The 24,933-nt window shown below is 46.8% G+C and carries 17 protein-coding genes and 4 pseudogenes; 12 read left to right on the top strand and 9 right to left on the bottom strand.

Annotated features, from left to right (window positions below):
- Positions 1-562: 562 nt before the first annotated feature.
- Positions 563-5,344, top strand: coding sequence for a glutamate synthase-related protein (locus MiSe_RS01590; protein WP_226573490.1), 4,782 nt, complete (start codon positions 563-565; stop codon positions 5,342-5,344).
- Here the strand turns inward: MiSe_RS01590 and MiSe_RS01585 are convergent.
- On the bottom strand, positions 5,328-6,665 hold the full coding sequence (locus MiSe_RS01585; protein WP_226573329.1) for a polysaccharide deacetylase family protein: 1,338 nt from the start codon (positions 6,663-6,665) through the stop codon (positions 5,328-5,330). The two genes, MiSe_RS01590 and MiSe_RS01585, sit on opposite strands and share 17 nt — an antisense overlap.
- Before the next feature lie 146 nt (positions 6,666-6,811).
- Positions 6,812-7,195: a hypothetical protein gene (locus tag MiSe_RS01580; protein ID WP_226573328.1), complete on the bottom strand. Its 384-nt coding sequence runs from the start codon at positions 7,193-7,195 to the stop codon at positions 6,812-6,814.
- Positions 7,196-8,057: 862 nt separating this feature from the next.
- On the opposite strand from MiSe_RS01580, the pseudogene MiSe_RS01575 reads away from it, so the two are divergent.
- Positions 8,058-8,560: pseudogene (locus MiSe_RS01575) on the top strand (IS5 family transposase); the annotation flags it as partial.
- Positions 8,561-8,712: 152 nt separating this feature from the next.
- Here the strand turns inward: MiSe_RS01575 and MiSe_RS01570 are convergent.
- The 3 genes from MiSe_RS01570 to MiSe_RS01560 form a co-directional block, all read right to left on the bottom strand.
- Positions 8,713-10,596 carry a TauD/TfdA family dioxygenase gene (locus MiSe_RS01570; protein ID WP_226573325.1) on the bottom strand — a complete coding sequence of 628 codons (1,884 nt, stop codon included), beginning with the start codon at positions 10,594-10,596 and terminating at the stop codon, positions 8,713-8,715.
- Between the two features lie 406 nt (positions 10,597-11,002).
- Entirely contained in the window at positions 11,003-11,464 is a 462-nt protein-coding gene (locus MiSe_RS01565) for an iron-containing redox enzyme family protein (RefSeq protein ID WP_226573321.1), read from the bottom strand.
- Between the two features lie 24 nt (positions 11,465-11,488).
- Positions 11,489-12,244 (bottom strand): EF-hand domain-containing protein, encoded by a 756-nt coding sequence (locus tag MiSe_RS01560; protein WP_226573318.1) that lies wholly within the window; start codon positions 12,242-12,244, stop codon positions 11,489-11,491.
- Between the two features lie 165 nt (positions 12,245-12,409).
- Between MiSe_RS01560 and MiSe_RS01555 the strand changes: the two are divergent.
- Positions 12,410-12,589 (top strand): annotated as a pseudogene (locus MiSe_RS01555) (transposase); the annotation flags it as partial.
- 25 nt (positions 12,590-12,614) lie between these two features.
- Here MiSe_RS01555 and MiSe_RS53595 read toward each other — a convergent pair.
- The 4 genes and pseudogenes from MiSe_RS53595 to MiSe_RS01540 form a co-directional block, all read right to left on the bottom strand.
- A pseudogene (locus tag MiSe_RS53595) lies at positions 12,615-12,710 on the bottom strand (transposase); the annotation flags it as partial.
- A 274-nt stretch (positions 12,711-12,984) separates the two neighbouring features.
- A complete protein-coding gene (locus MiSe_RS01550) occupies positions 12,985-14,574 on the bottom strand; it encodes a bifunctional pantoate--beta-alanine ligase/(d)CMP kinase (RefSeq protein WP_226573487.1) in 1,590 nt (529 codons plus the stop codon).
- Between the two features lie 111 nt (positions 14,575-14,685).
- Positions 14,686-14,934 carry a hypothetical protein gene (locus tag MiSe_RS01545; RefSeq protein ID WP_226573315.1) on the bottom strand — a complete coding sequence of 83 codons (249 nt, stop codon included), beginning with the start codon at positions 14,932-14,934 and terminating at the stop codon, positions 14,686-14,688.
- A gap of 199 nt (positions 14,935-15,133) precedes the next feature.
- A complete protein-coding gene (locus MiSe_RS01540) occupies positions 15,134-16,357 on the bottom strand; it encodes a septal ring lytic transglycosylase RlpA family protein (protein ID WP_226573312.1) in 1,224 nt (407 codons plus the stop codon).
- A gap of 442 nt (positions 16,358-16,799) precedes the next feature.
- Here MiSe_RS01540 and purM point away from each other — a divergent pair, with 442 nt between their 5' ends.
- The 9 genes and pseudogenes from purM to MiSe_RS01490 all read left to right on the top strand — a co-directional run bounded on the left by purM (position 16,800) and on the right by MiSe_RS01490 (position 24,767).
- Positions 16,800-17,828 carry a phosphoribosylformylglycinamidine cyclo-ligase gene (purM, locus tag MiSe_RS01535; RefSeq protein WP_226573309.1) on the top strand — a complete coding sequence of 343 codons (1,029 nt, stop codon included), beginning with the start codon at positions 16,800-16,802 and terminating at the stop codon, positions 17,826-17,828.
- Positions 17,829-17,942: 114 nt separating this feature from the next.
- Positions 17,943-18,488 (top strand): reverse transcriptase domain-containing protein, encoded by a 546-nt coding sequence (locus MiSe_RS01530; RefSeq protein WP_226573296.1) that lies wholly within the window; start codon positions 17,943-17,945, stop codon positions 18,486-18,488.
- A gap of 332 nt (positions 18,489-18,820) precedes the next feature.
- Positions 18,821-18,961 carry an HNH endonuclease gene (locus MiSe_RS01525; RefSeq protein WP_226573473.1) on the top strand — a complete coding sequence of 47 codons (141 nt, stop codon included), beginning with the start codon at positions 18,821-18,823 and terminating at the stop codon, positions 18,959-18,961.
- The gene (locus tag MiSe_RS01520) at positions 18,931-19,722 is read left to right on the top strand and encodes an SAM hydrolase/SAM-dependent halogenase family protein (RefSeq protein WP_226573293.1); all 792 of its coding nucleotides are present in this window, start codon (positions 18,931-18,933) and stop codon (positions 19,720-19,722) included. The genes MiSe_RS01525 and MiSe_RS01520 overlap by 31 nt, the downstream gene beginning before the upstream one ends.
- Positions 19,723-20,179: 457 nt before the next feature.
- Positions 20,180-20,842, top strand: a complete 663-nt coding sequence (locus MiSe_RS01515) for a DUF2301 domain-containing membrane protein (RefSeq protein ID WP_226573290.1) — start codon at positions 20,180-20,182, stop codon at positions 20,840-20,842.
- Between the two features lie 14 nt (positions 20,843-20,856).
- Positions 20,857-21,392: pseudogene (locus MiSe_RS53590) on the top strand (GNAT family N-acetyltransferase).
- 13 nt (positions 21,393-21,405) lie between these two features.
- Entirely contained in the window at positions 21,406-22,554 is a 1,149-nt protein-coding gene (dprA, locus tag MiSe_RS01500; RefSeq protein WP_226573282.1) for a DNA-processing protein DprA, read from the top strand.
- On the top strand, positions 22,542-23,618 hold the full coding sequence (locus MiSe_RS01495; RefSeq protein ID WP_226573279.1) for an endo-1,4-beta-xylanase: 1,077 nt from the start codon (positions 22,542-22,544) through the stop codon (positions 23,616-23,618). The genes dprA and MiSe_RS01495 overlap by 13 nt, the downstream gene beginning before the upstream one ends.
- 624 nt (positions 23,619-24,242) lie before the next feature.
- On the top strand, positions 24,243-24,767 hold the full coding sequence (locus tag MiSe_RS01490; protein WP_226573277.1) for a hypothetical protein: 525 nt from the start codon (positions 24,243-24,245) through the stop codon (positions 24,765-24,767).
- Positions 24,768-24,933: the final 166 nt, after the last annotated feature.

Genomic DNA, 24,933 nt, shown 5'->3' with positions numbered 1-24,933 from the left:
TAATCCTTTCCTCCCCGCCCTCATAATAAAGGTGTAAGACCCCACAAATAACCAAGTTGCTTTAAACAAACCTTCGGGAAGCGCGATCGCCAGGAAATATTTGCAGCTTTTCTGAGGCTCGGTTTAACCCATTGTTAACCGATAGGTGCCTCTAGGGGATTGTTAGATACGAGTTTTTTAGATAGAATCTTTATCCCGCCCTCTGAGCAGTCGAAATGCGTATATTTAACGTTGGATTTCCAGGGTTTATTGACCCTATTAAGTTAGGGTCTACTTTTGGCAAAAGGTTTTTCCAGCTGCCGACACCAGACGCATAGGTAATAAAAAAAACTGAGCGTTTCACCTTCACAATCGAGTTGTATAAGCATCTGAAGGTGTCAGGCAGTATAGGTGTCAATTGGAGTAAGGGCTGAATAGGTCGAGGGAACTGGCTTCGCGACAAAATCAGAATTTTTACGCAGGGGAACTTGTTGTGGTAAGCACAAGCCACTACAGGCGGGGCAAGGTTCGATCAATAAATCTACATCAGGATAAACGAGGAAACAGTTGCATGAGTCATCCGATGAATAACACGAGCGTGGATAATAACCAACAACAGGCGGGATATGCAGGCCAACGCTGGTTGGTAGAGGAACGCGATGCCTGCGGTGTCGGCTTTATCGCCACCCTTGAATCTGCCCCCACCCATGAAATTGTGACAAAGGCTTTGTCTGCACTGACTTGTTTGGAACACCGGGGCGGGTGCAGTGCTGACCAAGATTCGGGTGATGGCTCTGGTTTAATGACCGCCATTCCTTGGGAATTACTGCTCGAGTGGGCAGGGGAACAGGGGATTCAAATGCCATCCTCCGAACAAGTTGGGGTGGGGATGGTGTTTCTGCCCCAGGATAACTCTGTTATAGAAAAGATTCGCCCGGTTGTAGCAGATTTGTTACAAAAAGAAGGCTTAACCTTGTTGGGTTGGCGGAAAGTGCCGGTACGCGAACAGGTTTTGGGCGTGCAAGCACGAGAAAATCAACCGCAAATCGAACAGGTAATTGTTGCTTCAGAACATCTGCGCGGCGATGAACTCGAGCGACACTTGTATTTAGCCAGGAAGCGGATAGAGAAAGCGGTACTTGGAGCAGAGGCTTACATTCACAATACAGAAGCAGATCCTTCGGCAACAACGAATCACCAGTCACCCGTTCCCGATTTTTACATTTGCTCGTTCTCTTGCCGCACGATTGTCTATAAAGGCATGGTGCGCGCGGCGGTATTGGGAGAGTTTTACGCGGACTTAAAAAATCCAGCTTATAAGAGTCCGTTTGCGGTTTATCACCGGCGCTTTAGCACCAATACCATGCCTAAGTGGCCTTTGGCACAGCCGATGCGCTTGTTGGGACACAACGGCGAAATCAATACGCTGTTGGGCAATATTAATTGGATGGTGGCGCGGGAAGCAGATTTAGCCCATCCGATTTGGCAGGGGCGCTTAAATGACCTCAAACCAATCGTAAATGTCGATAACAGCGATTCGGCTACCCTGGATAACGTGCTGGAATTGTTGGTGCGATCTGGTCGCAGTCCGATGGAAGCTTTGATGATTATGGTGCCGGAAGCGTACCAAAATCAGCCAGAATTGGACGCTCATCCCGAAATTGTCGAGTTTTACGAATATTACAGCGGCATTCAAGAACCTTGGGATGGCCCCGCCTTGCTAGTCTTCGGCGATGGCAAGAAGGTGGGTGCTACGCTTGACCGTAACGGTTTGCGTCCGGCTCGCTATTGCGTGACGCGCGATCGCTATATCATTGTCGGTAGCGAAGCAGGTGTGGTAGATATCCCAGAAGCTGAAATTGTAGAAAAGGGTCGCTTAGGACCAGGATGTGCGATCGCTGTTGACCTGGAAACTAAAGAAGTCCTGAAAAACTGGGAAATTAAGCAGCGGGTAGCGGCAAGGTTGCCTTATGGCGAGTGGCTAAAACAGCGCCAGAATCTGGAAGTACAACCCGCCCTCGAAAATACTCAACTCGACGCGCAAACTTTACTGCGCCATCAAATCGCCTTTGGCTATACAGCTGAAGATGTGGAAATGGTAATTGAAGAAATGGCTGCGTCAGGGAAAGAACCGACTTACTGCATGGGAGACGATATTCCTTTGGCAGTGCTGTCATCACGTCCCCACTTGCTTTATGACTACTTTAAGCAGCGTTTCGCTCAAGTAACTAACCCGGCAATTGACCCTTTGCGCGAAAAGTTGGTGATGTCTTTAAGCACGTACTTGGGTGAGAAGGGAAACCTGTTAGAAGCAATGCCTGAATATGCGCGGGTTTTGCAGTTAGATTCGCCAGTACTTTCCGATCCAGATTTAGAGCAAATTCGGACTCTAGAATCTCGAACGGCTACAATTTCAACGCTGTTTGAAATTGCCACAGGACCAGAAGGTTTAGCAGAAGCTGTTGGCAATCTTTGTGCCAAGGCGACCGAATTGGTACAAAACGGAACGAAGATATTGGTATTAAGCGATCGATCCCCCCTAGCCCCCCTTGATAAGGGGGGGACAACAGGGGGGTTAGGGGGGGATACAACCTACATCCCGCCGCTGTTGGCAGTGGGTGCGGTTCACCACCACTTAATCCGCCAAAACGTGCGGATGAAAGTTTCTTTAGTCGTCGATACGGCGCAGTGCTGGAGTACGCACCACTTCGCTTGTTTAATTGGCTATGGAGCGAGTGCGGTATGTCCGTATTTGGCGCTGGAAAGCGTGCGCCATTGGTGGTCAAATTCCAAGACGCGCAGTCTGATGGAACGAGGCAAAATTGCCAACATTACTGTCAGTCAAGCTCAGAAAAATTTCCGCAAAGCGGTAGAAGATGGCTTGCTGAAAATTTTGTCCAAGATGGGCATTTCGTTACTGTCTTCTTACCAAGCAGCGCAGATTTTTGAAGCGATTGGTATCGGTCCAGATTTGCTAAATTTGGGCTTTAAAGGTACGGCTTCTCGCGTCGGCGGCTTAACTGTGAGCGAATTAGCCTCGGAAGTGCTGTCTTTCCATCAAAAAGCTTTCCCCGAATTGACGCTGAAAAAGTTAGAAAACTTCGGCTTTGTGGCTTACCGTCCGGGTGGCGAGTATCACATGAATAGCCCGGAAATGTCGAAGGCGTTGCATAAGGCTGTCTCAGCTTTTAAAGCAGGTGAGCAAGTGAGCAAAGGAGCAGGTGAGAGTGCAGATTCTTCTCACCTGCCCACCAGCACACCTGCCCACCCGCCCGGTTACGACCACTACGAAGTTTATCAAAAGTACTTGCAAGGTCGTCCGGTGACGGCGTTGCGGGATTTGCTGGAATTTAAGAGCGATCGCTCCCCCATCCCCGTCGAGGAAGTAGAATCAGCAGAATCTATTATGAAGCGCTTCTGCACCGGCGGTATGTCTTTAGGGGCGCTATCGCCAGAAGCGCACGAAACCTTGGCTATTGCCATGAACCGCATCGGCGGCAAGTCGAATTCTGGGGAAGGTGGAGAAGATCCCCTGCGCTTCAAAATTTTGGATGATGTGGATCAAAATGGTCATTCCCCAACCTTCCCGCACCTCAAAGGTTTGCGAAACGGCGATACTGCTTCTTCTGCAATTAAACAAGTCGCTTCCGGTCGGTTTGGCGTAACTCCAGAATATCTGATCAGCGCCCAGCAACTGGAAATTAAAATCGCCCAAGGCGCGAAACCCGGAGAAGGCGGTCAATTACCCGGAACCAAAGTCAGTCCTTACATCGCCATGTTGCGGCGTTCTAAACCAGGCGTAACCCTGATTTCGCCACCTCCGCACCACGATATCTACTCGATTGAAGACTTGGCGCAGTTGATTTTCGATTTGCACCAAATTAACCCCAAAGCTGGGGTTTCCGTGAAGCTCGTCGCGGAAGTTGGTATCGGCACAATTGCCGCAGGCGTCGCCAAGGCGAATGCAGATATTATCCAAATTTCCGGTCACGACGGCGGCACGGGTGCTTCGCCCCTAAGTTCGATTAAGCACGCGGGTTCTCCGTGGGAACTCGGATTGACCGAAGTGCATCGCGTGTTGATGGAGAATGGATTGCGCGATCGCGTCATCCTCCGCGTGGATGGCGGTATCAAAACTGGTCACGATGTACTGATGGGCGCTGTCATGGGCGCAGAAGAATTCGGGTTTGGCTCAATTGCCATGATTGCCGAAGGCTGCATTATGGCACGCATCTGCCACACGAATAACTGTCCCGTCGGCGTGGCAACTCAGCAAGAACAGTTGCGGAAGCGCTTTACTGGTATACCAGAACACGTGGTGAATTTCTTCTATTTCATCGCCGAAGAAGTCCGGTGCGTCCTAGCAAAGTTGGGCTATCGTTCGATTAACGAAGTTGTTGGTCGCGCCGACTTGCTGACAAGGCGGGACGTGCAACTCACCAAGACAGGCGCTTTGAACCTCGATTGCATCATGTCCCTGCCCGATACAAGGGAAAATCGGGATTGGTTGCATCACGAGAGCGTCCATAGTAATGGCCCCGTACTCGATGACGAATTGCTTGCCGATCCGAACTTGCCAGCGGCGATCAAAGGGAACGGATTATACCACAAAACGCTGCGAATTGTCAATACCGATCGGACAGTAGGAGCGCGTCTGGCGGGAGAAATTGCTTCCCAATACGGCAATAACGGCTTTGCAGGTCAAATTACCCTCAACTTTATCGGTAGTGCGGGACAAAGCTTTGGCGCGTTTAACTTGCCGGGGATGAGTTTAATCTTGGAAGGGGAAGCAAACGATTATGTAGGCAAGGGGATGCACGGTGGCGAGATTATTATTAAGCCACCCTCCGTCGCTACCTACCATTCGTGGGAGAATGCGATCGCAGGCAATACCTGCCTCTACGGTGCTACCGGCGGCACCTTGTTCGCTGCTGGAATTGCCGGAGAACGCTTCGCGGTGCGGAACTCCCAAGCTGCTGCTGTCATCGAAGGTGCAGGCGACCACTGTTGCGAATACATGACCGGCGGCGTTATCGTCGTTTTGGGTAAAGTAGGCCGTAACGTGGGAGCGGGTATGACGGGGGGTCTGGCTTACTTCCTGGATGAAGATGGCAGCTTCCCCTCCAAAGTTAACCGGGAAATTGTCAAAATTCAGCGGGTAATTACCCAAGTTGGAGAGCAACAATTAAAAGACTTAATTGAAGCTTTCTTAGAACGTACTGGCAGCCAAAAAGCCAAAGATATTTTGGCTAATTGGTCGGAATATTTGGCGAAATTCTGGCAAGTTGTGCCGCCTTCGGAAGCGAATTCACCAGAAGCGAATCCCGAAACAGCGGCACAAAAAGTTCTCAGTACTGTTCAGTAGATGAATGGGGACTGGGTAAGGGGGATTGGGAATCCGGTATTTCCTGTATCCCCTCTGCTGGTGAGGCTTCTGGGTCAGGGGAGATATATGAGGGATGAGAATCTTTCTCCTCGCTCTTAACGCCTTGTTCCACGCTGTTGATGGGTGAGGAGTTAGAATCTTTCTCCTCGCTCTTAACACCTTGTTCCTCCCTATTAACGGGTGAGGATTTAGAATCTTTCTCCTCGCTCTTAACACCTTGTGCCTCCCTATTAACGGGTGAGGAGTTAGAATCTTTCTCCTCGGTGTTAACTGCTTTTTTCTTACTCTTAGAAGCGGCTTCTTTTTGCTTCAATTCCATTTCTAGTAACTCGGGTATAGTCACAAACTTGTATCCGAGTTTTTTGAATCTAGAAATGATTTCCGGTAAAGCTTTTACCGTTTCGGAACGATTTCCACCACCATCGTGCATCAGTACGATTTCGGTAGGGTTAATCCTACGCATTACGTTATTTACCAACCGTTTTGCAGCAGAGCGACGATAGTCTATCGAGTCGTTCGACCACATGATGACGGCATAATTTTTCTTTTTGGCGTAATCAGCTACTCCGTTGGTTAAAATGCCACCAGGGGGCCGGAAGTAGAGCGATTTTACTCCTGTCGTCTGGTAAATTAAATCTGCCGTGTCATCAATTTCCCGTGCAGCAGCAGCTTTATTCATCCAACGGTAAGAATGGCTCCAAGTGTGGTTCGCAACGACGTGTCCTTCAGCGACAACTTGCTTGGCTATCTCCGGATGCTGCTTCAGCATCCGTCCGATCCAGAAGAAAGTTGCCTTAATATCATTTTTCTTAAGTATTTCCAACACCTGCGAAGTATAATTAGGCCAAGGGCCGTCATCAAACGTTAGGGCAACGACTTTTTCTTTATTTGAGAGTTTGACTTGCTTGACGAGTTTGCCCTGATACTGGGTTGGGGGTGAAAAAGTTTTAACGGGTTGCTCCTCTGCTGGGACTTCCGATTGAGCATCGGCGATTGGGGTTTGGGGAGTGGGAATCGGAGTAGAAGCAGCCTTTGGCGCGGTTTTTGTTGCCGGCGATACCTGAGGCGCAGAATTCTGTGCTTGTAACGTTTGAGCTGCTGGTTGACGTGCTATCCCACCCAGAGCGATCGCTAAACAGAAACCGGAAATAACCAGCGATAACAATATCAGAATCTGCCTAACCAAGCGCTTACGCTTTGCCAACTTAACTTTCCTCACACTCATATAGCCTTTGATTGTAGTGGCACAACCAGCATAATATGACGAGGAGAAAGTTAAGTTTGGTAGTGGGAAATTCATTCAAGCGATTCTCCACTTGTCCTGCTCCCAGGTTAAGCCGTGGCACGCTGTGCGATCGCGCGCGTCGGCTTGCAGGGGAATCGCGCTTGCCTTTGCAACTAATGAGCCTTGTCTATAGTTGAAGGATTGAGTATTTATAGCTATTTTTAGTTAAGAGAAATATTGGGGAAGAATTTACCTACCATCAACTTAGAGGAAGTTTGCCTTGAGGTTGCCAGATCTGCTGATTCTTCTACCGGATTTTCAGATGGAACGTTATAGCAGATGGCGGTTTGTGGTATTCCTGGCATCAGCTCGACTGCGTGCTGGATAATGTTGTCAATGTGTTGCGTTAGTTTCTCTGCCACATCTCGGTTTGGAGCTACAATAAAAAACGTTACGATCTTGTTGCGGTTGGGAGCAATGCCAAAGGCACACCCTCGTAAGAGTGCCCGGAGCGAACTATTACAACCACTGTAGAAACGATTGAATAATTCTCCGTAAAAAGATTCAACTAAAGAGCGATCGTCGAAACCAGATTGAGATAACATAATTGGCTCCTCTTATGGCGGTTTTTTAGCGGCAAAAATCCATATACTTAACCCAAGTTGCTAGTTATAACTTGTGACAGCGGTAATTGCTCGCTTGCTAATTGCTAATGGCTAATTGCTAATTGGGTTAACAGGCTTTTGCCTTCTTGACAACTACCCATTAGCCATTAGCCATTAGCCATTACCAGTACCGCTTGATGTAACTAGCAACTTGCGTTACTTAACGTAAGTTGCTAGTTATTCAAATTGGTAATTGGTAATTGGTAATTGGATTCATTGGCAGTAGGGGCCGCTTTAACGAGGCCATCACCAAAGTTTCGACCACGATCTCTTTCTTGGCTCAACAATTTTTCACAGAAACCCGGTTTCTTTCATTATCACCTTTGTTTATGAGTAGATCTCTTTCCTGGCTCAACAATTTTTCACAGAAACAAAGGTGATGGCGGTAAAACCCGCCCCTACTCTTGACAATTACCCATTACCCCAGTCATCAACCCGGTTTCAGAGTAGATTTCTCGCTGTCAAACCCACGATTTTTCAGAGCGCCCTTTGTTTCTTTGCCAGGGATGTAACTAGCAACTTGAGTTACTTATAAGATGGAGCATCGAGTAGGATTTTCAAGCGATCGCAGTCTTTAATCTATGTGATAATATCGGCTTTTTTAAGTGTTTGATCGTACTGAAAAACTGTGACTCAAGTAGCGGATTTTGGTGATCTGAGTCACTTAATTGAGGAAATCGGAGAAAATTGGGATTCAAAACCGATTACTGTAAAAGCTGATTCGTAAAGAGAATCTAAAGAAAACTGAATCCGGCTTTGTTCAGGTTATAGGCTAAATCGAGTGTAATTTATGTTGTAGTCGATCGGTCGTCTACCTGGGATTGAGAATCCACACCGCAAACCCTACCCAAGTGATTTAAGCGATGCCGAATGGTTAATTCTCAAGCCTCTTCTACCGACACCCAAAGGATTTGGGCATCCTGTAGAAGTAGATTTACGAGAAATTTTGAATGCCATTTTCTACGTGCAACGTACCGGGTGTCAGTGGGAAATGCTGCCTCATGACCTTCCTCCTTACACAACGGTGTATGGCTACTTTCAGAAATGGCAGCGCAAAGGCATCTGGCAGAAAATTCACGACCAAGTGCGCCATCAGCTGCGACAAGATTTGGGGCGAGATGAACATTCTACCGTTGCGATCGCTGATTCTCAGTCCGTGAAGACAACGGAAAAAAAGGGGAGGTCTACGGTTTCGATGGTGGTAAGAAGGTTAAAGGACGTAAGCGCCATATAGTTGTAGATTCTCAAGGGTTGTTGATTGGCGTTTTAGTGACTGAAGCCAATGGGTCAGAACGTTTGTGTGCTGTCGGGTCAAGCGAATGGCATCTTAAGCTGAATCAGATCTAAGAATAGTAATTGTGGGAAAAAGAAATTACGTTTTTGCTCCTCGTAAAATTCAACAAAATGCGACAGCTTGGAACTGATATTTTGAGTAAAAATCAATAATTTTACTGTACTTAAGTCGTTGGATTAAAGTCAATCCAAACCCTGACCATGTGCCTTTTAGGCCGATCGTCTCTGTCTTCATATGCAGTCCGGTTATGCAAACAAATATGATTATTGGTGTAAATAATTTCTCCAAGGCGTAACTTCCGTTCAACCCGGTAAATTGTTGGGTCGTTATATATTACGTCATCTAGGGCATTCATAGCAATTTTCAACAGGGGTGAAAGCGGAACCTCTGCTTTCTTGTGACCACTTTCAATCCAGTAACGCATATAGCGACAGGAAAATTCATTTGTGTAGGGGTCGCGACTGAAGATGGGAAAGCGATTGTTTCTGAGGCGATATTTTTGCACATTTAGTGCAGAACTACGCCGGAGTTGCTCCCAAGTGTTCCCAGAATCTTTACCCAAACCTTTCTCAATAAGGTCGCGAATAATTGGTTTTTCCAACTCTTCAAAAATGGACTGGGGTAAAATTTGCTTCAGGCGGTAGTAAACATTGAGCGCGTTGGTATTTTGTAGCACTCCCCCTTCTGCACCATCCTGTAAACAGAGCAAGCCTACTATATCAGGGTTAAAGTCTTTATCAGTGCTGTCAGTATGCCAACCAGATGCTTCCCTGGTTACGGAAAATAATACATTATCGTCAGCAACATTTAAGTTGCGATCGCGCACATCAAACAGACGACCCCGCCGTTCGGAGACAATGCCCATTTCAACGCTCATCATATAATAAAGCAGTTTGGCGGTTGCCTCTCGCTGTTCATAGCTATCACCAAACTCCTGGAGGGGTAATCCTTGAATGAGGACAAAGCCAGTTGTGTCGTAGCAGCAGTCGCGCATTTTATGGGCAAAGGCTTGTAAGTGAGGTAGTTCTCCCGCATCACCTATTTGATAATTTTCCCATGTAATATCATTTGCTTTGAGATGTCTGTGTGCCTGACGAAATTCATCCAGGACTTCTGAAGGGAATTGAAAGCAATAATCCTCCTCGCTGAAAATGGGCGACCAAATAATGTCGTTGCTCATGGCTTTTTCTTTTTTAGCCAATGGTTGTGGTTGCTGGAATGCCTGTTTCTGAATGCTGAAAGCTACATGCAGGGGGATATCATATAAGCTGCCAAAGAATGCTCTATCTAGCTCTATATGCTCGTCAGTAACTCTTAACTCTTGCACTATAGGCAAAGTTTCAAAACCACTCTTACGTAAGGCTTCAAAGTAATCCTGCATGGTTTTGTGTCGGACTTGCACCTGTAGCTGGGTACCATCTCGACGTGCTATTTTTCCTGGTAGGAGGCGATCGCGAGCTGAGAAGTAACCGAGGGAATTATCCTCACTCCCAGCTAATCCTTGGACATCGAAGTGGAAACTGGCTTGGGGATTACTCCAAAAAGCAAAGCTAGGGTGGGGAACTGAAAAAATAAATCGTCCTCCTGGTTTTAGTAACTGTTGCACTTGGGTCATACATTGCAACATTTCATGGAGGGTAAGGTAGTTAAACAGGAATACAGCTACAATTACATCGAAGTACCCTTCCTGCTCAGTCAAAAGATTGCCGTTCCGCAGTAATTCTAAAACATTGATTGAATTTCCTGTCAGGTAAGTAATACCAAGGGGTTCGCGCTGTTCCTCAGCTTGCGCTGCAGCGATGGAGTTTGCCGAGATATCCACTCCAATCACCTTGCTAGCACCTCGACGCATCAACTCCCTTGCACAGTATCCCTCACCGCAACCTAAATCGAGGATGACAGCATCTTTGACTGGTTCGCACAATTCAAAAATTGCCGGACGAGCTGTAAAATCAGATAAACAAGAGGGTTCTTTACGCACCCACTTTTGACTGCTTGTTTCGTACAACTGAGCTGGGGAGATAAATTGGTTATTTTTCTCTGGCATTTTTAAAGCACGTTCAAGCAAAGCATCCCAGAGTCAACACCCCTGCCTAAAGGCGAGGGGCTTCTAGCCTCAAACTTTTAGGATAGTTGACCAGACTAAGTACTTCGTGTACTACGTTAACGGCAAGTGTTTGAGTTCCTACCTTGGAATGCGCTCGCTAGTTCCAGGCTCTAGAAATCAAGGATTAAACAGATTTAGAGGGTTAAGTCAGTGTCTTTGATATAGTACCGACCGTTAACTTTGTCGAAGCTAACATTACCCCGCAAGGGAGGCTACCTCGGTAGCAAAACGCTATGTGTACAGGGTTGTCAAACTTGAGGCGGTAACTGTCCCGTCGAAAGTACATTACAAAAGTACACCAGGTCTAGCAACCCCAAGGCAGTAGCGCTAAAACTGTAAAGCCGTCCTATAAGGACGGGGTTTCTACCCATTTTTCTGATGAATTGCGAGCAGCCAGTGCCATTTCCATGCCTTGGGAGAGTTGCTCTTTTCTTTCATTTGTGCTGGCTAAATCTGCCGCGATCGCTTTCAAAGCATGAGTATGTTCCTCATCCATTTGGGTATGGAGTGTAAAAAAGACATACTCACGGGGAGCAAGGGGCGTATAGCGTTTAATAGCTTCGAGAATATAACTATACATTTGCTTGACTCCCAATTCTGCCGCTAATCCAATGGCAGCGATCGCACTAGCAACATCTTTCGAGCAAATTTCCTGCATTCGTTCACAAAATTGCATTGCTTCCGGACAAACTTGTTTTAAATCTGTTTCAGTTACTCCCAATCCATTCTGAAACCGCTTAAAAAGTACAGTATGGGGAACATTTTCAACCCATTCTAAATCTATGCCTAAATTTGCTAATATTTGCACATGCTGCTTGTCTAAATGACCGTTTTATTCTTGATAATTTTCGCTAATTAATTGCTTATGTTCTTGATTTGTTAATTGATAAATAGCAAGATTAAGATAAGTTTTAAAGTTTTTGCTATATTGAGAATACTGCACTGCATAATCTTTTATAGCTCCAATTACATCCGGTAGATTTCCCTCTGCTAACCTTTGAAGATAGGGATGATTAAAAGCTGGATGGGAATATGCCTTTTGCTGCAGTTGCTCTACAAAATTCCATGATTCTTCTGGAATTTCATGCACGAAGTTAAAACCGTCCAAGTTAGACGAAATCGCTAGATCAGAGGACGATGCCATTTCATCACTCTTCGCCATGATGACTTTAACAAACTCCTGATAATCTAGCTGACCATTACCATCACTATCAGCTATCCGAAACATTTCCATAATTTCTGGTTCTGATAATGTTGTGTTCAGAATTGACATGGCTTCGCTGCTCATTTCTTGAACATCGATATAGCCATCGCCATTTTTATCAAATTTCTGAAACACTTGCATCAAGTCTTGCTCTGGACTTTGAGTGTCAACAGAAACAATGCTGATTGAACAAAATTCCTCGAAATCGATTTCTCCATCACGATTTATATCACTTTCGGCGATAATCTCTTGTAGCTGGGTTTCTGTAACACTTTGTCCGAGTGCTTGTATAACCTGCTTGAATTCGTTGATACTAATTGCTCCATTCCTATCTTTATCAAATATTTCAAAGGTTTTTTTTAGCTTGAGAATGCGCTGATCCATAAATCTATCGATTTTGCCGGAAATTTGTTACAAGTATTATATTCCACATTCCGCACCCAAGGACTGTCACATAGAGTAAAACAGTATATATCCTACTTGCTGAGTATAAATACTTAACAACCTGACGGTTGACCAAAAAAGGGAACGGGGAACAGGGAATAGGGAATAGTGCGGTGGTTTGCCGAGATAGTCGGATATTTTGAACGCAGAACAACAAACGGGATAGTGGAAGGAATTAATCACAAACTCAAAGTTTTAAAACCTTGTGGATTTGGATTTAGAAATTTTATTAACTTTGAAACAAGAGCTTTGCTATGTTGGCACTTACCAAATGTTTTTTGCTAATTTAGCATACTAACTACGCAAGACCCGGTAGAAGAGGCTTGAGAATTAACCATTCGGCATCGCTTAAATCACTTGGGTAGGGTTTGCGGTGTGGATTCTCAATCCCAGGTAGACGGCCGATCGACTAGAACATAAATTACACTCGATTTAGCCTATAACCTGAACAAAGCCGGATTCAGTTTTCTTTAGATTCTCTTTACGAATCAGCTCTAAGGGTGAAGCATTCCGGCTCACCTATTTGGCTACAGCAGATTGCTTTTCGTGTGAGGTACAGCCTTTTGGCTTCGTTTGTGTAGCGGCACCCTTAAGGGTGCCGCTACACAAACGAAGGTGTACCTCATGCGGCTGCAATCCGCTATAAAAGCCAGGGGACTTTTTGCCGGAATGCTTCGCCGCTACATTTGGGAATAGAGTCCCTTTTCGCAGTAGAGAGTAATGATTCGATTGGTAACCTCGGCAATGCTAAGGTTATCTGTTTGAATCTCGAAGGCGTCCGCTGCTTTTTGCAAAGGTGCAACTTCCCGGTGGCTGTCCTTGAAGTCGCGTTCGGAAAGCGCTTTTTCTAGCTGTGCCAAACTTAGCTGTTTCTCGCCTTGCACTTTTAGATCTTGCTGACGCCGTTTGGCACGTTCACCAACCGAAGCCGTCAAAAAGATTTTAAGTTCAGCATCAGGGAAAACATTAGTGCCAATATCGCGACCTTCCATCACAATACCGCCTTTTTCCCCCCAGCGCTGCTGTTTTTTAACCATTTGTTGGCGGACGCTGGGATCGGCTGCGATCGCCGACACTTGGGAAGTTACTTCCAGACTGCGAATCGCCTGGGTCACTTCAAAGCCGTTAATCCAAACGCGAATAGGCGCGTTTGGTTCATCGCTTTGAGCCAATTGAATATCACACTGACTGGTAATTTCTGCGATCGCTGGTTCATCTTCCATCGAAATACCCGATTTTAGCACCAGCCACGTTACCGCCCGATACATTGCACCCGTATCGAGATACAGCAGCCCTAATTCTTTTGCTACTGCCCTTGCTACGGTAGATTTTCCTGCCCCAGCGGGGCCGTCAATCGCCACAATTGGTTTGCGATTCTGCAACAGAATATTATCAATCAGGCGAGTAGCACCCAACCTTACTGCGATCGCCAACAGTCCGACCTCCTCAACTTTGTCTAAAGGCATTAGAGTATTAGGATGCACCAACTCAACGTACTCTGGTTTAATAGCTGGTTCGCTTGCCAACTCGGCCTCCACTGCCATTTTCAGCGAGGCACTGACTTGTTCCCCAGCTTTAAACGCTTTCGCAGCTTGCTGCAAGCTGCGATATAACACCGCCGCCTGCTGTTTTTGTTCTGGGGTCAAATACTGATTTCGGGAACTGAAGGCGAGTCCGGATGCTTCCCGCACCGTGGGACAGGCTACGATTTCCACAGGAATATTCAGATCCGCCACCAAACGCCGAATGATAGCCAGCTGCTGGGCGTCCTTCTGACCGAAGTACGCCCTATTAGGTTGTACCAGATTCAACAGCTTCGTCACAATTGTGGCAACACCCTGAAAATGCCCTGGTCGAAATCGACCGCACAAAACAGAGGTCATGGATTCGGGGGGAACAACTGCTGTAGGTGATGCGTCATGGGTCATAGGTGGTGAGTTAGACCGATTCGCATAACTGACAATAACTTCCTCAGCAGCAGGGGCAAAAATGGCATCGACTCCAGCTTGTTGGCAAAGTTGCCGATCCTGCTCTAACCTGCGGGGATATTGCTGGAAATCCTCATTGGGTCCAAATTGCAACGGATTGACAAATATACTGACAATAACAACGTTATTCTCTTGCCTAGCTCTTTCAATCAGGCTTAAATGGCCTATATGCAAGGCTCCCATTGTGGGAACCAAGCCGATTTCCACATCCTGAGTTGATTGTCCAAACCGGCATCGACGCAAGTAGCAGCGCAATCCGGCAACCGTCGTAAACAGACGCACGGCTATACTCCAGGGTTCGACCAACTCGACCCATATTGACATCCTCCCCCACTAACCGCAAGCGGTATAGTGGGGATTTCCGGCATCACAGGTGTTGTGCTTTTGGCATTACTATTCTGTAGTCACCGTGATATCTTGACTTGTCAAGTTTTTAACGGCTAAAAGCACACCTGCAAAATTTCGGAAAAATTCATTTCGTCCTGTTCTAACGCTAGTAGTTTCCGAAGGCGAACCTCCTGCCCTCAGCTCAAAATTACCGTCAACATTGCAGTCAACGATAACTTTAGTCTCTTTCCCGAAAGCCCAAGTTGGTATTCCACCTTGTACTTCATCTGGTGCAAGTCGAAACGGACCAGCCATAGTTACAAATCTCCGTGTGGCAAATTTTTGGTTGGGGTTGAACTTTAGCAAAATTGTTAAATTCAACTTCTAACCTTAAATCGGTGCCACCCGAATTAACTTATGCACTGCGATCGCTGCCATTGCTCCCACAATACTCAAAGGGTGCGATCGCATATGACTCCCGCATATGCCTTGCTTGAGGTAGTTGATCGGGAACCTAAGACGGATCTTCGATGGTTACGGTTTGCGAGGGGCCAAGAACTTCTATGGTGACGGGAGCCACTCCGCTTCGCATCATACCGATCGTTCTGGCAGCGGCTGCTGAGAGGTCGATAATCCGACCGCGAACGAATGGCCCTCGGTCGTTGATCCGTACAATCACGGAAACGCCGGTGTTGAGGTTGGTGACTCGTACCCGCGTGCCAAAGGGCAAGCTGCGATGGGCGGCAGTCATAGCATTTTGGTTGTATCGTTCGCCGCTGGCGCTGCGATTGCCGTGAAAACCCGGTCCATACCAGGAAGCCCAACCCCTAAAGCGGGATAGTACTGTGACTAAGGAAACTTGTTGGGGTGGACGAGGGGGTGCCGGGACACCAGCTATTTCCCTGACGGGTGGAGCGCCACCCAGCAGTCGCCGCAGTCGATTGGTGGCTTGGAGTGCATCTTGGGCTGGGTTACGGGTGGTATCTGGCAGCCTGGTTTCCGAATCGATTTGGACTATATCCTGTCCATCAGCTTGGATGATGTAGCGATCGCGCATCGGTCTGCCATTGCCAGGTGTTGGCTGGGAAGCAGTAGCATTTTGCTCGCCATTCCATCTAACTGTAATCGTGTTGGCATTGACATTATCTCGACTCAACTGGTTGATGCGAGCTGCCACCGCCATTGCTCGCCAAACTGGGTCGGCTGGGGATTGGCTTGCCTCGCTTGCCATCTGCCCTTGAGGATGGCTATTGCTGCCCTGTTCCACCTGCCCGACTTTGATATCCGGACGAGCTTCCTCCCCGCCAGGGGTGACGGGAGCAGACTCAACAAAGGTCAGAACTGGGATATTTCTTACATAAAGCGTTGCCGCCTTTCGCCCTTCGATCTCGTGAGTTTCAATCTTGGCGATCGTTTCAGCAGCGCCTGGGGTGGCAGGGTTGGACTGATACTCCCCTACTTTTACTGCTTCAACTGGTTGGCTCTCCGTTTGTGGTAAGGCCGTTTCTCCTGTTTGGTTTGGCGTTGAGGGACTTGAGCCACCACTACCAGCGGGCAAGGACTTCTGTCCTGTTTGGCTTGGTAATGAGGGATTCGAGTCTCTGCTACCAACTGCCGAATAGCTTGCCTCCGGTTCTTCTGCAGCTGCCTTGGTTTGCTGTGCCTGACAAGATGATGTCGTGCTGAGTGCAGTCGTTAGCAAGACGGCAGTGAAGCCATTCCAAAGTCTTTGATTCATAAGTCAGTCGTAAATCGACGTTGATATCTGAGCAGCGGCAGCTTTAATCGCAATCTACTTGACCCGCTAACTCATAGTCTTTCCGCGTTTGTTGCGGATTGTTAAACTGCAACAGCCTACCACGAAGTTTTTACTTTGGGGATCGGTGTTATCCGCAATCGACCCATAACTTTATCAAAAGTTTAGAATTGAAATTTTGCTCAAAAGCCCCATAAGCTCCGGATTTTCGGGTTTGGCAGCCCCATAAATTAGGTAGGCAAATTTTAAGAAATCTTTATATTCACTGGCTGCGATTTGTGGGTACGAGGGAACAGCCAAAAGTCTCTAATTCTGTTGCCTTGGGTGCTTTTCCTGGCCAAAAACCCAATGCCAACAGTTGCTCATGCCCAATCCCTAGTAAAATAGCCCCTGATGGCGATCGCATTCCCAGGTTGTTTGGCTCATGGATTATCGAGAAGCAGGGGTTGATGTAGAGGCAGGCCGTGCCTTTGTGGATAAAATCCGCAACCTGGTGCATCGTACCTATCGACCAGAAGTTATTGGTGGTTTAGGTGGCTTCAGCGGTTGCTTCCATTTGCCAAGCGGCTACACCGAACCCGTTTTAGTTTCAGGGACGGATGGTGTAGGGACGAAACTAAAACTGGCTTGTGAACTCAACCAACACGATACGGTTGGCATTGACTTGGTCGCCATGTGTGTCAACGATGTCCTCACCTCTGGGGCAGAACCGCTATTTTTTCTGGATTATTTAGCCACCGGGAAGCTAAATCAAGACCAGCTAACTCAAGTGGTTGCTGGTATTTCCGCCGGGTGCGAGCTTTCTGGGTGCGCCTTGCTAGGAGGAGAAACGGCAGAAATGCCCGGATTTTATCCGCCTGGAGTTTATGACCTGGCAGGATTTTGCGTCGGAATTGTGGAAAAAAGCCAGATGTTGGATGGTTCGCAAGTCCAAGTTGGCGATATTGCCATTGGTTTGGCTTCTTCTGGCGTTCACAGCAATGGTTTCAGTTTGGTACGGAAAATTGTCGAAACCGGCAATTTTAACTGGAGCGATTCTCCAGAACAAGTGGCAGGTAAAAATTTAGGCGAAGTTTTGCTCACACCTACGCGGATTTACGTAAAACCAGTTCTAGCTGCTCGTGCTGCCGGTGTTGAGATTCGTGGCATGGCTCATATCACGGGAGGAGGGTTGCCAGAAAACCTGCCCCGCTGTCTAGGTGAAGGGCAATCTGTACGAATTGATACTAACACATGGCCCGTGCCAGCGATTTTTCAGTGGATAGCTGCTGCCGGTGAGGTTTCTCCAAAAGCCATGTTTGAGACTTTCAACATGGGAATTGGATTTGTACTGCTAGTGCCGCCAGAGCAAGCTGAGCAGACCATCAGCTGGTTTGAGTCACAGGATATTGCTGCCTACGCTATTGGTGAAGCGATCGCTGGGTCTGGTGGCCTGTTGGGAATCCCAGATTGACACGCTCCCCACCTTAAGCACTCCTTTCGTCATAAACTTGAAGAGTTACTCTCGACGTTCAAAAGGGAACATCGATACGAGGTTAAGACAGGGAAAACCGCCGGAGCAAAGCTAGTGAAGCAATATCCAAAATACGGATACATCCGATATGCGGACGACTTCATTATTACCGCCCAATCAGAAGAAGACATCCAATCAATCCTGCCCCATATCCAGGAATGGCTAAAGCAAAGAGGCTTAACCCTAAATGAGGAAAAAACCCAGATTCGCCATATCGAAGAAGGTTTTAATTTTTTGGGTTTTAACATCCGTCACTTCGATGGAAAATGCCTCCTCAAGCCACAAAAAGAGAAGGTAATAGCCAAACTACGAGAAGTCAAGGAATGGCTAGAAACCAACCGTCATACTGCCCCTAGTGTAGTAATCAGACACCTCAACGCAGTGGTTTTGGGCAACGCCTTCTACTACAAACATGGAGTAAGCCATAAAACCTTTGAATATATCGACTACAGGATGTATGAAATGCTCTACAAATGGGCACTTAAAAGACATCCACAGGACTTACGCAAAAAAACAAAGGGCGAGCCGAAAAATCGTGGGTTTAGAGTTGCGAGATTGACGCATCACCTTTGTTTTTGGCCCCGCGTGCTAGAGTCCTGATCCAAAGAAACTCAAAGGTTGGGTCAAGCGGAAATACTTTGGTAGAGTAGGCAACGACTCATGGGTGTTTAGAACCTTTGTCACTGATAGGCATGGAAAACAAAGGATTGCCCAGGTCTACAAGACAGGTACAATCCCTATCACCAGGCAGATCAAATTCAAAGGGACAGCATCACCAGACGATCCGTCTCTCAAGGATTATTGGACGAAGAGAAAGACCAACTATGGGAAAGAACACTTTTCCAGAGGGTCGCAACTCTACCAGATAGCGGAGAAGCAAAACTGGTTTTGTCCAATCTGCGGCGAACAGCTATTCAATGGGGAGCTTCTAGATAGACACCCACCATATAATACCTGTAGCCAAAGGCGGCAATAGTGATGTAACCAACCGGATACATCTACACAAAGCTTGCCATAAACAGGTACATGGAAATAATTCCAGATGCTTGAGCCTAAAATTATCACCCTTCTGAGCGATTTTGGCTTAAATGATGTTTATGTTGGCGTCATGAAAGGCGTTATTGCCCAAATTAACCCGACGCTGACGCTGGTGGATTTGACCCATCAAATTCCACCGCAGAATATTGCAGCGGGAAGGTTTTGCTTGATGAGTGCTTACCGTTATTTTCCCGCTCAAACGGTACATGTGGCGGTAGTCGATCCGGGGGTGGGGGGGAATCGTCGAGCGATCGCGCTACAATTTGCCTCAGGGTTCCTAGTCGGGCCAGATAATGGACTGTTCGGCGGTATTCTGAGTCAAAGTCCGGCAATTGCCGCTTTTGAACTGACTAACCCCGATTACTGGCGAGTACCAACACCCAGCACGACGTTTCACGGACGAGATATTTTTGCCCCCGTAGGCGCACATCTCGCTAGCGGCGTACCTTTACAACAGCTAGGACGAGAAATCGATCCGGCAAGTTTAGTTGAATTGCCGATTCCCGCATGTCAGCGAATTGAGCGGGGTGTAACGGGTTGTATACAGTATTGCGATCGCTTCGGCAATTTAGTTACAAATATTCCAGGTTCTCTGGTTCAAGGCAAATTTTGGTCGGTTGAAATTGCGGGGCAAACTATTTTAGGATGTCAAACTTACAGCGATACTCCAGTTGGCAATTTGGTTGCTTTAATTGGCAGTCACGACTGGGTGGAAATTGCTGTCAACGGCGGTAATGCTCAGATGAGGTTAAAGGTAGATTTGGGTGCTTTGGTGCAAGTTTTAATCGATTCATAAACAGGACTTACCCAAAGAAACAAAGGTGATAGGATCTTCGTGCCTAAGTCCGGATCAAAATAGGCAAAAATATTGTTTGTAGAATATAGGGAGTCCCAGAGGCAGGAGCCTCTGGATCTGCGTTACCAGGCAAGATCCTGGTAACGAGGGGAGAACGAGGGGAGAGGGGAAAGTCCCCCGCTGTTTTGGGGGATTTAGGGGGATCTCTAAGAGGGCGCGTTTGAGCATTGGCGGCAAAGGGAATTAAAATAGCCATTAGGAGCGCTAGAAGCCACGCTCGCTTCCCGATTCGTTTCGTTATGGTAATATAAATCTATTGGTTAATTGGCTTGTCTTTATTGACTGGCTATACTCTTTTTATGTTTCTTCGCTATAGTTGAATGCTCTTGGGCCCAAATAGGGTTATATTTGGAAATAAAATATGCCAGAAGGCACAAGCAACAGGGGATAGTAAACTATGACTCAAGTACTCGAATCTTCTGAACCAAGGGTGTATCAAGGTCAGTTTGGGGAATTTACGATTACTCAGAGCGATCGCACTGGCGTCATCGTCTATCGTACCGGGTTGATGGTAGCGGCTTTGAGCTTTGCGATCGCTAGCGGGTTAGTATTGTGGCAAGGCAATAACCCAACTGTACTAACCGCTGTTACTTTCCTTTATGCCTGTTTCTATATCGCCCTGGGCGTTAGTTTGGCGACGATTCATATTTATTTGGCATCGCTGCACCGAGTTTTGCAAGTTTTTTGGGCAATCGGCGGCGTCGCATCTTTAGTTTTAGCCTGGCAATATAGCGAACCTCTGGCTTTAACTGTTGCTAGCCAACCTTTTGCACTTGTCGGCGTTGGCTTTACTTTTGCAGCTTTGACGGGGATATATTTTAAAGAAGCTTTTTGTTTCGATAGATTTGAAACAAAACTGCTAACTCCTGTCGTACCAATCTTGCTGTTAGGGCATTTATTCGGTGTTTTGCCGGTGAATGGGGAACAAGTTTTATTAGGACTTTGGGCAATTTTATTTATCGTCTTCGCCCTGCGGAAAGCAATTCAAGCTATTCCCCCCGATATCGGCGATAAGTCGGTTTTCGACTATCTTAAGGCGCAGCGAAACGCCAAAGCTTGAGTTAGGTTCAAGGGATGATAGATATAGAACTCAGACGCTTTGAACGCGAGGATTTTGCTCGGTTAATTAGTTGGGTCACCTCGGCGGATTTGATTCAAAAGTGGGCACCATTGGTATTCAGCTATCCTTTGAATGAGTCTCAGCTTGCTCAGTATATTCAAACTGCTGAAGGTGACAAACCAAACCGAAAAATCTTCAAAGCTGTGGATAATAAAAATAATGCAGTAGTCGGTCATATCGAATTGGATAGAATCGACCTGAAAAATAGGTCGGCTTTGCCCGCGTTTTGGTGGGAGAACCTGCCTTGAGAGGTCAAGGTATTGGTACTGAAATGGTGAGAAAAACCCTGGCAATAGGATTCGATCGGTTAGACTTGCACCGCATTTCTATCGGCGTTTTTGACTTTAACAAAGAAGCGATCGCTTGTTATGAAAAAGTCGGTTTTGTCAAAGAAGGTTACCTGCGAGAGTCTTGGAGGGTAGGCGACGAGTACTGGAGCATTTATATAATGAGTATGCTCGAATCAGAGTGGAAAGCGCTCAACATTTAAAAAGGATGTGGGATTGATAGAAGAACGCGCTTTTTGGCTAGCTTGGTCGCAAATTCCCGGAATTGGACCAATTTTGCAGCGCCGACTGCAACAGCATTTTGGCACCCTATCTGTAGCTTGGGAAGCAAATGCAAAAGCTTTGGGGCAAGTTGAAGGTTTTGGGCGTCAGATAATTGATACGGTGGTAAGGGAGCGATCGCGTTTCGATCCCGAAATGTTCCTCCTAGAACATTCTGTCAAAAATCCCTGTTTCTGGACGCCAGCAGATAGGGAATATCCCCGCTTGTTGTTGGAAATTCCCAGTCCGCCGCCGGTGTTATATTATCGGGGAATTGTTCAAGTTGAAGAAAATTTGGGCATTACTCCAACTGTTGCGATTGTAGGTACTCGCGATCCTTCTGACTACGGTAAATTTTCAACTCGCCATTTTAGCATTGCTTTAGCCAAGCAAGGATTTACAATTGTTTCCGGCATGGCAGAGGGAATTGATACAGAAGCGCATCGCGCCTGCTTAGAAACGGGTGGACGGACGATCGCCGTTTTAGGAACAGGTGTGGATATTATTTACCCACCGCGCAATCAAAAACTTTACGAACAAATTTTACAGCAGGGTTTGGTATTAAGTGAATATCCCTCTGGCACAAAACCGAATCGCGCCCATTTTCCCATTCGAAATCGCATTATTGCCGGGTTAAGTCGCGCGGTGTTAGTAATGGAAGCACCGAGTAGATCGGGTGCTTTAATTACTGCGCGTTTAGCTAATGAGTTTTGTCGCGATGTGTATACACTACCTGGGCGGTGGAATGACTATAAATCCACAGGTTGTTTGGGACTTTTAAGCAAAGGCGCGCAACTGATTATCAATGAAGGTCTTTTGGTAGAAATGTTGAGCGGTATGCCGCCTGTAGATACGGGAAGTATAGCCGATTTACCTTTATTTTCTCAGCCGGTAACATCGGAGAATCGGCAACCTTTACCAAAGCTAGAACCGCAATTCCATAAAATATTAGAAGCGATTGCCTCCGAACCTACTGCGCTTGATTTAATCGTGCAACAAACTGGGTTTTCTGCGGCAGAAGTCTTGAGTTCGCTGTTGCAATTAGAACTAATGGGATTAGTCTCTCAATTGCCGGGAATGAGGTATCAGCGATGTTCAGCTTAACCCAACGCCGCCGATTTAAAACTTTCCTATTTCTAGCTGCAACTACAGTTTTAATAGTTGTGCTTCTGAGTATTCCCCAATCCTCCCATACGGCGGTGACATCGCTGCGTTCTTTAGCACAAAATCGGGGAATTGTCATCGGTGCGGCAGTGGCAATAAATGCGTTGCGAAACGAACCCGTTTATCGGGAGGTACTGGCGAGGGAATTTAGCAGCTTAACGGCGGAGAATGCAATGAAATTTAGGTTCTTGCATCCAAAGCGCGAGCGCTATGATTTCACCGATGCAGATACCCTCGTTACCTTTGCCGAAGATAATAACATGAAAGTGCGCGGTCATACGCTAGTTTGGCATATCGAACTACCCCAATGGTTAACCGAAGGAAAGTTTACCCGCCAACAACTGTTACAAATTCTGCGAGATCATATTTATACAGTAGTCGGACACTATCGCGGCCAAGTTTTTGCCTGGGATGTAGTCAACGAAGGAATTGGCGATAATAATGGGTTGCGGGATACAATTTGGCTGCGAGAAATTGGGCCAGAATATATAGATTTAGCCTTTCGGTGGGCGCAGGAAGCAGACCCCAAAGCGCGTTTATTTTATAACGATTATGGTGGCGAGGGATTAGGGGCAAAATCAGATGCGATTTACAATCTAGTCCGGGGAATGGTACAACGCGGCGTTCCCATTCACGGCGTAGGTTTGCAAATGCACGTTGGTTTAAATAATGCACCCCCTCCCGCAGATGTCGCTGCAAATATCCAACGTTTCGCAGCATTAGGATTGGATGTACATATCACCGAAATGGATGTACAAATCCAGAATGCAACGGGTACACAAGCAGAAAGATTTGCCGCTCAAGCTAAGATTTATCGAGATCTGCTTGGTGTTTGTTTATCTAAGCGGAATTGTCAGGCATTTGTGTTGTGGGGATTTACCGATAAACATTCTTGGATACCTTGGTTTACCAAAAAACCCGACGCCGCGCTGATTTTCGATAATTTCTATCGTCCCAAACCCGCTTACAATGCACTGAAAGAAGTTTTAAGGCAGCGACGGTAGCAAGTTCAGGACTTACGCGATTCTAAATGTAGGGTGCAATCTGACGAGTGTACGGCACCGCCACAACCATATCTAGAGTTGCTGCAAATCCTGAAGTTTTAACTGGGACGGTGCGTTACGCTGTCCCTAACGCACCCTACAGATGGAAATAAATTTATGGGCGAAAGCATACTTTAGATAGAGGCGTGCGATGATTTTGGTAGTAACCTCTCTAAAGAGGCAGACTAAATGCCAGTTTTCTATAGTCTTGATATTGACAGATTGGGAATTTTATGCTAGGTTAAGAGTGCCGAAAACCAAGGCCAAAAATTTTCGCATTTTGTAAACCACAGTCGATGCAAAACTGACCAGCGTATAAATAAGGTGGAACGGGATGCCACGATTCGTTAAATTGGTGGAAAATAATGGTTGAACAATGGCTCTTAGCTTCAACAACAATAGTTTGACAGCGCCAAAATAGGGTGTTGCTCACCCGAATTTACGCCTCTTGACTGTTGGAACCGACTCCCTTGGTTGAAGGTCTAAGCAGACCCTCTAGAAATTAGTTCTAGTTGAATGGTGAAGCTTAGATAAGTTTAGCCAAGTTTTGTATAGCACAGTCAGATTAACACTGAGTAATCCCAAATGAAAATTGAGTTAATCAGACAAACCAAGCATCTACTGCTAGGCGGAATCATAGTCACCCTTGGACTGTGGACAATACCCGCACAAGCACAAGTCGCTGACGCGCAGATAAACGCGATGGTGGACGCATTGCGACAAGCTGCACCACCCAACAAACCGAATGACGGGATGTTCAGTCAATGGCAAGTTTTACCCGGCATTATCCCCAGTTGGACTAAACAATGCGTCGGCAGGGAACTCACACCCGCCGAATTTGAATCCGATGCGGCGGCGGCACGCAATACGGTATCTTGTATTGTCCGACGAGAACTCGGCAAGCAGTATCGCGTGACTAATAACAACGAAACTGCCTCGGTACGCAACGTCGCCTGTTGGTGGATGACTGGCAATACGACGGGGTGCGGCAGCGGTGCAACGGCTTCCTACGTGCAAAGGGTTGTAAACTTTTATCAGCAAGCGCGTGCCAGCAATACCCCGGCAGCACCAAAACCTGCAACTCAACCATCGTCACAACAAGCACGATAATTTTTAATTGCAGATGTTGAGAAACCGGGTTTGTTCTGTTATCAATTCTCTTTGTGAGTGACACGGAAACAAACCCGGTTTCTGGGGCGCTTTAGCGCCTACTACTTTCTGGGGCGCTTTAGCGCCTACTACTAACGGTTCTGGCGCTTTAGCGCCTACTACTAAC

It is taken from the genome of Microseira wollei NIES-4236 (assembly GCF_020521235.1).
Lineage (GTDB): Bacteria > Cyanobacteriota > Cyanobacteriia > Cyanobacteriales > Aerosakkonemataceae > Microseira > Microseira wollei.
This window is presented reverse-complemented; position numbering and strand designations above follow the sequence as displayed.

Coding starts and splice junctions, on each gene's coding strand:
- MiSe_RS01590 (WP_226573490.1), top strand. CDS start 563: ATGAATAACACGAGCGTGGATAATAACCAACAACAGGCGGGATATGCA.
- MiSe_RS01585 (WP_226573329.1), bottom strand. CDS start 6,665: ATGAATTTCCCACTACCAAACTTAACTTTCTCCTCGTCATATTATGCT.
- MiSe_RS01580 (WP_226573328.1), bottom strand. CDS start 7,195: ATGTTATCTCAATCTGGTTTCGACGATCGCTCTTTAGTTGAATCTTTT.
- MiSe_RS01570 (WP_226573325.1), bottom strand. CDS start 10,596: ATGCCAGAGAAAAATAACCAATTTATCTCCCCAGCTCAGTTGTACGAA.
- MiSe_RS01560 (WP_226573318.1), bottom strand. CDS start 12,244: ATGGATCAGCGCATTCTCAAGCTAAAAAAAACCTTTGAAATATTTGAT.
- MiSe_RS01545 (WP_226573315.1), bottom strand. CDS start 14,934: ATGGCTGGTCCGTTTCGACTTGCACCAGATGAAGTACAAGGTGGAATA.
- MiSe_RS01540 (WP_226573312.1), bottom strand. CDS start 16,357: ATGAATCAAAGACTTTGGAATGGCTTCACTGCCGTCTTGCTAACGACT.
- purM (WP_226573309.1), top strand. CDS start 16,800: ATGGATTATCGAGAAGCAGGGGTTGATGTAGAGGCAGGCCGTGCCTTT.
- MiSe_RS01520 (WP_226573293.1), top strand. CDS start 18,931: ATGCTTGAGCCTAAAATTATCACCCTTCTGAGCGATTTTGGCTTAAAT.
- MiSe_RS01515 (WP_226573290.1), top strand. CDS start 20,180: ATGACTCAAGTACTCGAATCTTCTGAACCAAGGGTGTATCAAGGTCAG.
- MiSe_RS01495 (WP_226573279.1), top strand. CDS start 22,542: ATGTTCAGCTTAACCCAACGCCGCCGATTTAAAACTTTCCTATTTCTA.
- MiSe_RS01490 (WP_226573277.1), top strand. CDS start 24,243: ATGAAAATTGAGTTAATCAGACAAACCAAGCATCTACTGCTAGGCGGA.